7 protein-coding genes are annotated in these 12380 nt (G+C 75.6%); 5 read left to right on the top strand and 2 right to left on the bottom strand.

Features of this window, described 5'->3' with window-relative positions:
* Positions 1–12: 12 nt before the first annotated feature.
* Positions 13–5268, bottom strand: a complete 5256-nt coding sequence (locus AC5K6T_RS17215; RefSeq protein WP_493209990.1) for a type I polyketide synthase — start codon at positions 5266–5268, stop codon at positions 13–15.
* A 76-nt stretch (positions 5269–5344) separates the two neighbouring features.
* Complete coding sequence (locus AC5K6T_RS17210; protein ID WP_493209988.1) at positions 5345–6655, bottom strand: phenylacetate--CoA ligase family protein; 1311 nt, start codon at positions 6653–6655, stop codon at positions 5345–5347.
* 381 nt (positions 6656–7036) lie between these two features.
* On the opposite strand from AC5K6T_RS17210, the gene AC5K6T_RS17205 reads away from it, so the two are divergent.
* Genes AC5K6T_RS17205 through AC5K6T_RS17185 form a run of 5 tightly spaced genes read left to right on the top strand, consistent with a single transcriptional unit; the run spans position 7037 to position 12240 of the window.
* Positions 7037–8074 carry a ketoacyl-ACP synthase III family protein gene (locus AC5K6T_RS17205; protein ID WP_493209986.1) on the top strand — a complete coding sequence of 346 codons (1038 nt, stop codon included), beginning with the start codon at positions 7037–7039 and terminating at the stop codon, positions 8072–8074.
* 9 nt (positions 8075–8083) lie between these two features.
* The gene (locus tag AC5K6T_RS17200; RefSeq protein WP_493209984.1) at positions 8084–9706 is read left to right on the top strand and encodes a (2,3-dihydroxybenzoyl)adenylate synthase; all 1623 of its coding nucleotides are present in this window, start codon (positions 8084–8086) and stop codon (positions 9704–9706) included.
* A gap of 10 nt (positions 9707–9716) precedes the next feature.
* Positions 9717–10004: a phosphopantetheine-binding protein gene (locus AC5K6T_RS17195; RefSeq protein ID WP_493209982.1), complete on the top strand. Its 288-nt coding sequence runs from the start codon at positions 9717–9719 to the stop codon at positions 10002–10004.
* Entirely contained in the window at positions 10001–11485 is a 1485-nt protein-coding gene (locus tag AC5K6T_RS17190) for an amidohydrolase family protein (RefSeq protein WP_493209980.1), read from the top strand. The genes AC5K6T_RS17195 and AC5K6T_RS17190 overlap by 4 nt, the downstream gene beginning before the upstream one ends.
* A complete protein-coding gene (locus AC5K6T_RS17185; RefSeq protein ID WP_493209978.1) occupies positions 11482–12240 on the top strand; it encodes a 2,3-dihydro-2,3-dihydroxybenzoate dehydrogenase in 759 nt (252 codons plus the stop codon). The genes AC5K6T_RS17190 and AC5K6T_RS17185 overlap by 4 nt, the downstream gene beginning before the upstream one ends.
* Positions 12241–12380: the final 140 nt, after the last annotated feature.

Raw genomic sequence — 12380 nt, 5'->3', positions numbered from 1 at the left:
ACGGCGCGCCCCTCAGCGCGCCATGTCCTGCTCCTGATCGCCGGCACCGGCCGCGGTGAGCAGGTCCCCGAGGTGGCCGGCGATGGCACCGACCGTGGGGTGGTTCCACAGCAGCGTGGCCGGCAGCGCCACACCCAGGTCGCGCTCCAGCGCCACCCGGATCGCGGCGGCGAGCAGCGAGTCCACGCCCGCCTCGGTCAGTGGCCGGTGCAGGGACACCGCGTCCGGCTGTGTGCCGAGCACCCCGGCCACCCGCCGTCGCACCTCGTCCAGCAGGTACGCCGACAGCTCCTCGCCCTCCAGAGCCATCCAGTCGGGCACCTCGGCAGGCTGCGAGGCCTCGTCGCGGGCGAGTTCGGCGAGCAGCGCCGGCCGCGGCCCGGTGTGCCCGCGCAGCAGCCCCAGCACCGCCACCAGCGCGCTCGACCCGCCGGCGGCCGTCTGGTCGAAGGCGCGCAGCGCGTGGTCCGGGGCGATGTCGCAGGTGCCCCGCGCGGCCAGTTCCAGGTCCGTGGCCTCTGCCGCGGTGGCCATACCCATACCCCGCCAGCTCGTCCACGCCATCGCCACCGTCTCCCGCGCCCCCCGGGCCCGGCGGTGCGCGGCCAGGGCGTCGAGAAAGGAGTTGGCGGCGGCGTACGCGCCCTGTCCGGGCAGCCCCAGCAGCGGGCCCGCCGAGGAGAACAGCACGAAGAAGTCCGTCGCCCCCGGCGGGAACAGCTCGTGCAGCACGAGGGCCCCGTCCACCTTCGGCCGCATCACGTCCCGCAGCGCGTCCTCCTCCAACCGGTGCAGCAGCGCACTGTGCACGGTGCCCGCGGCGTGCACCACGCCCCGGACCGGCGGCAGGTCGAGGGCGTCCAGCGCGGCCCGCGTCGCGGCGGCGTCCGTGATGTCGGCGGCCACGGTCCGGACGGTGACGCCCGCGGCCTCCAGCCGCCCGAGGGCGTCGGTGCGCGGGTCGCCCGCGGCCCGGCGCGCCCGCGGCGGGACCGGGGTGCGCCCCAGCAGGACGATCCGCCGCGCGCCGCGCGCCGCCAGATGGCCGGCCAGCTCCAGGCCGAGCACGCCGAGGCCACCGGTGATCAGGTACGTGCCGTCGGCGCGGCAGGCGAAGCGGGCGCCGTCCGGGACGGGCGCGGCGGGCACCAGCCGCACCGTGTGCACCTCCTCGCCGACGACGCTCAGCACCGGCTCGGCGGGCCGCAGGCGCAGCAGCGCGAACAGCGTCTGCACCGGCTGCCGGGACCAGGGCTCGGCGGGCAGGTCGACGACCCCGCCCCAGAAGTCGGGGTGCTCGCCGGCCGCGACCCGGCCCAGGCCCCACAACGGGGACCCGGCGAGCGCGTCGGCGTCCACGCACTCCCGAACGCCGCGGGTCAGGCACCACACCACGGGCTTGCGGCCGGGCAGCGCGGCCACCTCGGCCATCAGGCGCACGAACTGAGCCGCCGCGTCCGCCGGTTCGGTGTCGTCGGGGGCGTAGAGCACCTGGTCGGCCTCCTCCAGCCGACGGCGCGAGACGCTCACCGTCACGCCCCGCGCGGCGGCCTCCGGCACCAGCGCGCAGGCCAGCTCCGTGGGGCCGACCACGAGCAGGGTGCCGCCGGGCCGGTCCGACGCGGCCGTGACGTCCACCGGGAACGGCCGCCAGGCCGGTTCGAAGCGCTCCGCGCCGGTGCGCCGGTCGTCGGACAGGTCGCCGTCGAGTTCGCCGTAGCGCAGGCCGCGCAGCGTCACCACGGACTCCTCGCCGTCGGCGCCGTCGGCCTCGCCGCGCACGTCGACGTGCACGGTGGACGGCTGCTCGGTGTCCAGGCGGACGTCGACGACGGCGCGCCGGGGCGCGCGGCCGGTGCGGGTGACCCGGCCGACGAAGGCGGGCATCCGCAGCACGGCCGGACCGGGGAAGATCACCGAGGCCATGGAGAGCGCGGCGTCGAGCACGGCGGCCCAGGTGGTGTCCCGGTCCGCGCTCACCGACGCGGTCAGTGTGCCCTCGCCGCCGTACAGTTCCTCGATCGTCCACGGGTAGCCCATGCCGGCCACGCCGAGCCGGGCGAGCCGGTCCACGACGTGGTCGGGGTCGAGCACGTCGCAGGCGGGGGGCCCGGCGAGCGGTGCCACGGGCCCGGACCGCTCCCCGAGGGCCGCCGTCGTATGGGTCACCCAGGCGGTGTCGGGGGCGTCGAGCGCGCGGGAGACCAGCCGCAGCCCGCTCCCGTCGAGCACGATCTGCACCTGGCGGGTGTCCTCCTGCGGCACCACCACCGGCTGCCGCAGGTGCACGTCCGTGAGGGTGTCGGTGCGGCCCGCGGTGAGGAAGGTGTTCAGCAGGACCGCCGCCGGGACGATCTCGGTGCCCAGCACCGGGTGCCGCCGCGGGTACGGGCGGGTGCGCAGGTCGAGCGTGGTCTGCCAGACGCGCAGGTGCGAGCCGTGCACCGCGGCCTCGTCCCCGAGCAGCGTGTCCTGCGGCGACGGGCTGGTGAACCGGCCCTCCACCCAGTGCCGTTCGTGCCGCCACGCGGTGGTGGGCAGGTCGGTGAGCGCGCCGTCGGGCTGCAGCACCGTCCAGTCCACCGGTACGCCGTGGCAGTGCAGCCGGGCCAGCGAGGCCAGCAGTGCCGGCCGCTGCGGCCTGTTGCGGCGCAGGGTGGGCAGCACCAGCGCGTCGCCCCGGCCGCCGAGCGTCTCGGTGACGGAGTGGCTGACCACCGGGTGTGCGGAGATCTCCAGGAACAGGCGGTGCCCGTCCTCGGCCGCCGCCTGGACGGCCTGCCGGAACCGTACGGCGTTGCGGAGGTTGCCGGCCCAGTAGCGGGCGTCCTGCCGCACCCCGGACCGCGGGTCCTCCACGGCCGTCAGATACAGCGGCACCCGCGGCTCGCGCGGCTCCAGCTCGGCCACGGCGGCGGCCAGCTCACCGCTGATCAGATCCATCTGCGGGCTGTGGAAGGCGACGTCGGAGTCGATCCGGCGGACGGTCCAGCCCAGCGCGGCCCACTGCCCGGCGGCCGCGTCGACCGCGGGGACGTCACCGGCCACCACCGTCGACGAGGGTGCGGCGGCGATCGCCGCGCACAGCGCGTCCGTGGTCCCGATCCGGTCCCGGACCTCCTCGAACGACCGGTCCACCATGATCATGGCGCCCTGCCCGGCGACCTTGCGCAGCAGCGCCGAGCGCCGGCACACCAGCCGCGCCCCGTCCTCCTCGGTCAGCGAGCCGGCCGCGACCGCCGCGGCGATCTCCCCGACGGAGTGGCCGATGACCGCGGCCGGTTCGACGCCGTAGCGGCGCCACACGGCGGTGAGGCCGATCTGCACGGCGAACAGCATCGACTGGACGATGTCCACCGGGCCGAGGTCACCGCCGGTGAGCACCTCGCGCGGGGTGACGCCCAGCTCCTCGGCGAAGACCGGTCCGAGCCGGTCCACCGCCTCGGCGAACACCGGCTCCTCGGCCAGCAGTTCACGGCCCATTCCGGACCACTGCGCGCCGTGCCCGGAGAACACCCACACCGGCCGGGACGGCCCGCCCACGCACTCACCGGTGACGACCCGCTCGTGCGCCTCGCCGGCCTCCAGCGCGCCGAGCGCGGTGTCGAGTTCCTCCGCGGTCGCGGCCAGCACGGCGGCCCGCGCGCCGAGGTGGGCGCGGCGGTGGGCGAGGGTGTGGCCGGTGTCGGCGAGGGCGTGGCCGCCGAGGGCGGACCGCAGCCGGCCGGCCTGCGCGGCCAGGCCGGGGCCGGTCGCGGAGGACAGCGGGAACAGGGTCGGCCGGACGGCCGGACCGGACCCGGCCGGAGGCTCCCCGCCCCGGACGGTGCCGGGCTCGGCGTCCGGCAGGGCCGGTCCGTCCGGCATTGCCTGTCCGTCCGGCAGAGCCGGTCCGTGCGCCGTCGGCCGCGGGCCGGCCGGCTCCCGCGTGTCCGGCAGCTCCCGCACGTCGGGCGCCTGCTCCAGCACCACGTGCGCGATGGTGCCGCCGTAGCCGTAGCTCGCCACCCCCGCCCGCCGCGGCCGATCGGTCCGCGGCCACGGCGTCGGCTCGGTGACCACGCTCAGTCCGGACGCCTGCCACGGGATGTCCGGCCGGGGGCCCTGAACCGTCACGGTCGGCGGTATCAGCCCGTGCTGCAGGGCGAGCGCGGTCTTGACCAGCCCGGCGATGCCGGCCGCCGCCTCGCAGTGCCCGATGTTGGTCTTCACCGAGCCGATCAGACAGGGCCGTCCGGCCGCCCGCCCGGCACCGACCACCTCGGCGAGCGCCGAGGCCTCGACGGGGTCGCCGACCCGGGTGCCGGTGCCGTGCGCCTCGACGTAGTCCACCTCGGCCGGGTCGACGCCGGCCGCGGCGTACGCCTTGCGCAGCAGATGCGCCTGAGCGGCGGCGCTGGGCGCCATGATGCCGTCGGTGCGGCCGTCCTGGTGCACCGCGCTGCCGCGGATCACCGCGACGACCCGGTCGCCGTCGCGGCGGGCGTCGCTCAGCGTCTTCAGCACGACCACCGCGCAGCCCTCGCCGCGTCCGTAGCCGTTCGCCGCCGCGTCGAACGCCTTGGAGCGGCCGTCGGGGGAGATGGCGCCCGCGTGGTCCAGCACGGTGGTCAGGCCGGGGCCGGCCATCAGCATCACGCCGCCGGCCAGCGCCACCGGGGTCTCCCCGGCGCGCAGCGCGGCGCACGCCTGGTGCACGGCCACCAGCGACGACGAGCAGGCGGTGTCGACCGCCACGGACGGGCCGCGCAGGTCGAAGGTGTAGGAGACGCGGTTGGGCACGCCGCACAGCGAGGAGCCGATGCCGGTCCACGCCTCGACGCCGGGCAGGTCCTCCAGCAGGCGGCGCCCGTAGTCGTCGGTGCCCACCCCGAGGAACACGCCGGTGTCGGTGCCGGCGAGGCCGGCGGCGGGGATGCCGGCGTGCTCCAGTGCCTCCCAGGCCACCTCCAGCGCCATCCGCTGCTGCGGGTCCAGCTGGCGGGCCTCGGTCGCCGAGATGCCGAAGAAGGAGGCGTCGAACCCGGCGATGTCGTCCAGGAAGGCACCGTGGTCGATGATCCGGGAGAGCACCGCGGCGTTCTCCCGGGACTGGGCGCGGTGCGGCGCCCAGCGCTCCTCGGGGACCGGGCCCGACACGTTCACCGCGTCGAGCAGGAGCCGCCACAGGGCGTCGGGGGAGTCGGCCCCGCCGGGCAGGCGGCAGCCGATGCCGACCACCGCGACGGGTTCCGCGGGGCTCGGCGGCTGAGGGGACAGGTCGTTCATGGATTCACCGCTCACGGGTCGGCGTCGGCCGCTGTCGGCGACGCGGGGACGGGCTGGACGGGGTGCGGGGCGGCGCTCAGGCGTACATGACCGCCCGGTCCCAGTCCTCGCCCTCGGCGAAGAGATAGCGGGCCTTGAGGATGTCGCGCCGGGCGGTGAGGGCGGAGGCGGGCACCAGCGTGCCCGGCGGCAGTCCGGTGACCCGGTGCGGGACGCCCAGCTCGCGGTCGACGGCCGCGCCCAGCTCCTTGGCGGCCCGCTCCCGCACCGCGTCCGGCGCCTCGAACTCCACGGTGAGCGCGTCCCGCCCGGCCCGCGCCCGCCAGAACAGCACCTCGTACGCGGCCGGCAGGGCGAACACCAGCTCCTCCAGCTGCGCCTGCGTCACCGTCCCCGACCCCACCGGCAGGGCGGTGCCCGCGCGGCCCAGCACCCGCACCGTGGGCAGCTGCCAGCCGCAGCCGCAGGGCGCGTCGGACACCTCGACCTCGTCGGCGAGGTGGTACCGCAGCAGCGGCATCGCGTCCCGGTACAGCGGTGTGACCACCATCTGGCCGCGTCCGGTGGCGGACAGGGCGCCGGTGGCCGGGTCGTGGACCTCGAAGACGGCGCGGTCCGCCCACAGGTGCAGCACCCCCTCGGGGCACTGCCCGGCGATGGTGCCGGTCTCCGTGGAGCCGTACTCCTCCACCAGCGGGATGCCGCCCCACACCTCGCTCAGCCGCCGCCGGCGCACCTCGGTGAGCGGCTCGGCGGCGGTGAAGAAGGCGCGCAGGGACGGGAAGTCGCGCTCCGGACGCAGTCCGGCGGCCTTCGCGGCAGCCGCCAGCATCGCGATCTCGGTCGGGTTGCACCACACCAGCGAGACGTCCAGGGAACCGAGCACGCGCACCATCCGGGACAGCGGGGTGGCCAGCGAGCGGGCGTCGCCCGGCACCACGGTCGCCCCGCGCAGCCGCCCGGCGGCCTGCGCCAGATGACCGGTGATGACCAGCCCGTAGGGCGTCCGCACCAGGAACGTGTCGGACGGGCCCATCCCCACCCACTTGCGGGCGTACCGCTCGGCGAGGTCGGCCCAGTCGCCCTCGGTGTAGTAGGAGGCGGTCGGCTCGCCCGCCGTGCCGCTGGACTCGTGGTAGGTGGCAAGCTCCTCGCGGGGCACGGCCAGCATCCCGAACGGGTACTGGTCGCGCAGGTCCTGCTTGGTGGTGAGCGGGATGCCGGCGAAGTCGTCCGCGGTGCGCGGTGCCTCCCGGCCCTCGTAGCGGGCTGAGTAGAACGGCGAGCGCAGCGCCTGGGCGAGCACCCGTGGCAGCCGGTCCCGCTGCAGTTGCGCGAGTTCGGCGGGACTCGACCAGTCGCCCGGCTCCGGACGCGACCTGGACATGACTGCTCCCCTCGTGGATGCCTGGCCGCCGGCGGCAACGCGGCCCGGCGGGATCCCGGTCAGCACAGCACCCCGGCGGCGCACGGATCGCGAGTGGTGGCTACTCATTCGGCCGGCCGCGCCCGCCCCGCGCGGACCGCGGCCGAGGGCCACCCACGTCCCCGCTCGCGGCGGAGCTCCGACGGATGAGTACCGGCCACTCATGAGCGGGGGGTGCGCGCGGTGTTGTGCTGGCGCTCGGGCAGCACCCGCCGCTGCCACACGGATCGAGCCGAGAGCCCGAGCCAAGAGCCCGAGCCGGGAGCCCGTGCCGGGAGCCCGTGCCGGGAACCCGAGCCAGGAATCCGAGCCAGGAACCCGAGCCAAGAAGGAGTCGGCGCGATGAGGACTGCGCACCTGTACCTCGCCGGGATCGGCAGTCATCTGCCGCCCCTGTTCCCGGCCGAACAGGCGGTCGCCGACGGCCTGTACGACGAGGCGGCCCGCGAGGCCTCGGGCATGCGCTCGGCCGCGGTCAGCGAGTCGACCCCCGCGCCGCAGATGGCGATCGAGGCCGCCCGGACGGCGCTGGCCGGGTCCGGGCACGGCCCGGACGACATCGGCGTACTGCTGCACAGCTACACCCACCACCAGGGCCCCGACGGCTGGTCCGCCGTGCACTACATCCTCCGCCACACCGTCGACCGGCCGGTCCCCGCCGTGGAGGTCAAGCAGGGCTGCCTGGGCATGCTGGCGTCCGTCGAGTCGGCCGCCAACCGGCTGATCGCCAACCCCACCCACGACGCCGCGCTGATCACCACCGGCGACAACTACTCCACCCCGGGCGTGGAACGCTGGCGCGCCTCGGGCCTGTTCGTGCTCGCCGACGCCGGCTCCGCCGTGGTGCTCTCGCGCCGCTCCGGGTTCGCCGAGCTGCTCGCCGTCGGCTCGCTCTCCGACTCCTCCATGGAGATCCTGCACCGCGCCGGCGAGGACCTCTTCCCGCCCGGTGTCACCCGCGGCCGCGGCCTGAACTTCGCCGAGCGCGCCGAGAAGGTCCGCGAGCAGTGGGCCGAGGGCCAGGCCCCGCCCATCAAGAACTTCGGCGACCGCGTCGCCGAGATCACCGAGCGCACCCTGAAGGAGGCCGGGGTGACCTTCGACCAGATCGCCAAGGTGTGCCACGTCGGCTTCGGCCGGCCCGCCCTGGAGGCCATGTTCCTGCTGCCGCTGGACGTGCCGGAGGAGAAGACGGTCTGGGAGTACGTCAACACCGTCGGCCACACCGGCGCCGCCGACCTCTTCCTCGGCCTGGAGCACATCTGGCGCACCGGCCAGGTGGGCCCCGGCGACCACGTGCTGCTGATCGGCGCCAGCACCGGCATGGAGGCCGGAGCCGCCGTCGTCCGTATCACCGGGTCCGCCCCGGAAGCCGAGTAGGAGTCCGCGATGCTCGACGGATGCACCCCCTGGCCCGAGGCCACCGCCCGCCGCTACCGCGAGCAGGGCATCTGGACCGGCGAGACCCTGGGCACGGTGCTGCGCGACCTCGCCGCCCGGTACGGCGAGCGCACCGCACTGGTGCACGGTGACCGCCGCGTCTCCTACGCCGGCCTCGACCGCTGGGCCGACCGGCTGGCCGCCGGGTTCGCCGCGCACGGCGTGAACGCCGGCGACCGGATCGTCGTCCAGCTGCCCAACGTCCCCGAGTTCGTCGCCATCGTGCACGCCCTGCTGCGCCTCGGCGCCAAGCCGGTGTTCTCGCTGCCCGCGCACCGCGTCACCGAGATCACCCACCTGGTGGAGCTCAGCGGCGCCGTGGGCTACGTGATGCCCGCGGTGCACCGCGGCCACGACCACCGCGAGCAGGCCCGCCGGGTGCAGGCCGCGACCGGCACCCTGAAGTCCCTGTTCGTCCTCGGCGAGCCCGCCGACGGGTTCGTGTCGGTCGCCGAGGTCGAGGCGGCCGCTCCCGAGCAGCCCGTGCCGCTGCCCGAGCCCGACCCCGCGGACGTGGCGTTCTTCCTGCTCTCCGGCGGCACCACCGCCCTGCCGAAGCTGATCCCGCGGACCCACGACGACTACGTCCACATGTCCCGCCGCGCCGCCGAGGTGTGCGAGCTGACCGAGGACGACGTGTACCTCGCCGTCCTCCCCGTCGAGTTCAACTTCGCGTTCGGCTGCCCCGGCGTCGTCGGCGTCCTGCACGCGGGCGGCACCGCCGTCCTCGCCGACACCCCCAACCCGTCGGACTGCTTCCCGCTGATCGAACGCCACGGCGCCACCGTCACCGCGATGGTGCCCTCCATCATGGCGCTCTGGCTCGACGAGGCCTCCTGGTCCGGCGCCGACCTCTCCAGCCTGCGCCTGGTGCAGGTCGGCGGGGCGCGCATGCTGCGCGAGTTCACCGAGCGGATCCGGCCCACCCTCGGGGCCCGCCTCCAGCAGGTGTTCGGCATGGCCGAGGGCCTGCTCACCTTCAGCCGCGCCGACGACCCCGACGAGTCCGTGCTCACCACCCAGGGCAAGCCGGTCTCCGAGGGCGACGAACTCCTCGTCGTCGACGACGACGGCCACCCGGTGCCGCCGGGCACCGTCGGCGAGCTGATCACCCGCGGCCCCTACACCCTGCGCGGCTACTACCGGGCCCCCGAGCACAACCGGCGCGCCTTCACCGCCGACGGCTACTACCGCACCGGCGACCTGGCCCGGCTCACCGCCGACGGCGACCTCGTCATCGAAGGCCGCATCAAGGAGGTCATCATCCGCGGCGGCGACAAGATCAACGCCGGGGAGGCCGAGGAACTGCTGCTGCGCCAGCCCGGCATCGCCGGCGCCGCCGTCATCGGCGTACCCGACGCGTTCCTCGGCGAGCGCATCTGCGCCTTCCTGGTCGCCGAGGCGGGCGAGATCCCGCTCGCCGACATCAAGCGGGCCGTGCACGCCCAGGGCGTCGCCGAGTACAAGCTGCCCGACACCGTGCGCTACCTGCCCGAACTGCCCCTGACCCCGCTCGGCAAGGTCGACAAGAAGGCGCTGGCCGCCCTGGCCGCGGCCGGAGAGAAAGGCTGACGTGGACCCCATGACGACGCCCACCGAACACGAGCTGCGCGCGATCCTCGCACCCGTGCTGGGCATCGAGCCCCGCGCCATCGACCCCGACACCAGCCTCGTCGTGCTGGGCATCTCCTCCCTGGAGGTGATGCGCCTGGTCAGCCGTTGGCGCAAGCAGGGCCTCCCGGTCGACTTCGAGGCACTGATCGGCGCCCCCACCCTCAAGGGCTGGCTCGCCCACTTCGCCGTCCTCGCCGGCCCGGAGGGCGAGCCCGCCGGACCGGCCGGCGCACCGGCCGCCCGGGAGACCCGATGAGCACCCTGCTGATCACCGGCGGCACCGTCTACACCGCCGACGCCGACGAGAGCGTCCACCCCCGCGGCGCCGTCCTCGTCACCGGCGACCGGATCGCCGCGGTGGGCCCCGCCGCCGAGGTCGAGCAGGCCGCCGCCGCCCTCGCCCCCGAGCAGCGCGCCGAACTGCGCACCCTCGACGCCGGCCGCATGATGGTGCTGCCGGGCCTGGTCAACGACCACTGGCACGAGATGTTCGCGATGGGCTTCCCGCTGCGCGGCGCGCTGCGGGAAGCCTCCGACCGCGAGGACCAGGTCGCCTTCCTCGGCGGCGGCGGCCGGATGCACGAGATCTCCGCCACCTTCGACCGGTTCGACGGCCTGATAGCCGCCCTCACCCCCGACGAGGCGCAGGCCGTCGCCGAGTACTCGATGTGGACGCAGCTGCGCGGCGGCGTCACCACCCTCGGCGACATGGGCTCCCTCAACCGGCCCGCCTCGATGACCGCCGCCGCCCGCCGGCTCGGCATCCGCTTCTCCGCCAGCACCTGGGCGAGCGACGCCGTCTGCCCGCCCGACGGCACCGGGTTCACCCGCACCCGCGACACCGACACCGTCCTCGCGGGCGTGGAGGAGCTGATCGGCAGGGTCGCCGCGGACACCACCGGCCGGCTGCGCTGCCGCCCGAGCATCGCCTACGTCACCAACATGACCGACGAACTCGGCACCGGCATGGCCGAGCTGGTCGCCCGGCACGACCTGCCGTTCGCCACCCACGTCGGCGCCCTGCGCCACGAGGCCGACGCGCTGACCGCCCACTACGGTGCCACCGGACTGCGCCGCCTCGCCGAACTCGGCCTGGTCGACGACCGGCTGACCGCCGCGCACGCCGCGTTCCTCGACGACGACGAGCAGAAGCTGATGCTCGCCGCCCGCGCCCACGTCAGCCACTCGCCCGCCAAGTACGGCCCGTCGGGGGAGTCCTCGGTCACCGAGACCGGCGTCGTGCCGGCCCTGCGCCGCGCCGGACTGGACGTGTCGCTGTCCACCGACGGCTCCTCCCTGCCCAACGCGGGCATGCCCGAGGCGATGCGCGCCGCCTGGCAGATGTACAACGAGATGAGCGCCGACCAGACCGAGGTACGGCCCACCGACGCCCTCGCCATGGCCACCCGCCTCGGTGCCAAGGGGCTGCGCTGGGACGACGAGGTGGGCAGCCTGGAGCCCGGCAAGCAGGCCGACCTGGTGCTGGTCCCCACCGACGACTACCGCTACCTGCTCAACCCCCGCCCGCTGGAGAGCTTCCTCTGGCTCGGCGGCTCCGCCGACGTCGACACCGTGATCGTCGGCGGCCGCACCCTGGTCTCCGGAGGCAGAGGCGTCGAGGCCGACGAGAGCGGACTGCGCGAGCGCTACCTCGACGCCCTGCGCGGCTTCACCACCCGGGTGCTGCGGGTGCCCGGCGAGGTCGTCGGACGCGTCCTCGGGCAGGTGTCCCGATGACCGCCGTCGTCACCGGCGCGGCCGGCGGCATCGGCGCCGAGACCGCCCGCGCGCTCGCCGCGACCGGCCGGCCGGTCGCCCTGATCGACCGCGACGCCGAGCAGCTCGGCGCACTCGCCGAGTCCCTGGAGCGCGACGGCCGCGCGGTGCTGCCGCTGCCCGCCGACGTCACCGACAGCGCCCAGGTGGACGCCGCCCTCGCCAAGGCGGAGGCCGAACTCGGCGCCGTCGAGGCCCTGGTGAACGCGGCCGGCGTGCTGCGCGCCGGCCCGGCCGGGGAACTCAGCGACGAGGACTGGAACACCACCTTCGCCGTCAACACCACCGGCGTGTTCCACACCAGCCGGGCCGCGGCCCGGCTGATGGTGCCCCGCGGCCGCGGCGCCGTCGTCACCGTCGCCTCCAACGCGGCGGCCACCCCGCGCATGTCCATGGCCGCCTACGCCGCCTCCAAGGCGGCCTCCGCCATGTTCACCAAGTGCCTCGGCCTGGAGCTGGCCCGGCACGGCATCCGCTGCAACGTGGTCGCCCCCGGCTCCACCCGCACCGCCATGCTGACCGCCCTCCAGGGCGACGCGGCCGAACGCGCCTCGGTGGACGGGGTGCTGGAGCAGTACCGGGTGGGCATCCCCCTCGGCCGGATCGCCGAGCCCGGCCACATCGCCGACGCCGTCCTGTTCCTGCTCTCCGAGCGCGCCGCCCACATCACCATGCACGAACTGACCGTCGACGGAGGAGCAGCCCTCGGAGTCTGACCGGCGCGCCTGCCCGGGGCCCCGCCACCGGGCACGGCCCCGGACCCCGGCCGGACCGCCCCGGTGCCCCGGACCGGACCGCCCCCGTTCCGCTCCCGACGGCAGCCGGCCCCGGTCCCGGAAAAGCCCGGCCGGGACCG

It is taken from the genome of Streptomyces sp. B8-7, assembly GCF_058833805.1.
The sequence above is the reverse complement of the archived record's forward strand: the minus strand, read 5'-3'. Positions and strand labels throughout refer to the sequence as shown.

Coding starts and splice junctions, on each gene's coding strand:
- AC5K6T_RS17185 (WP_493209978.1), top strand. CDS start 11,482: ATGACCGCCGTCGTCACCGGCGCGGCCGGCGGCATCGGCGCCGAGACC.
- AC5K6T_RS17210 (WP_493209988.1), bottom strand. CDS start 6,655: ATGTCCAGGTCGCGTCCGGAGCCGGGCGACTGGTCGAGTCCCGCCGAA.
- AC5K6T_RS17190 (WP_493209980.1), top strand. CDS start 10,001: ATGAGCACCCTGCTGATCACCGGCGGCACCGTCTACACCGCCGACGCC.
- AC5K6T_RS17195 (WP_493209982.1), top strand. CDS start 9,717: ATGACGACGCCCACCGAACACGAGCTGCGCGCGATCCTCGCACCCGTG.
- AC5K6T_RS17200 (WP_493209984.1), top strand. CDS start 8,084: ATGCTCGACGGATGCACCCCCTGGCCCGAGGCCACCGCCCGCCGCTAC.
- AC5K6T_RS17205 (WP_493209986.1), top strand. CDS start 7,037: ATGAGGACTGCGCACCTGTACCTCGCCGGGATCGGCAGTCATCTGCCG.
- AC5K6T_RS17215 (WP_493209990.1), bottom strand. CDS start 5,268: ATGAACGACCTGTCCCCTCAGCCGCCGAGCCCCGCGGAACCCGTCGCG.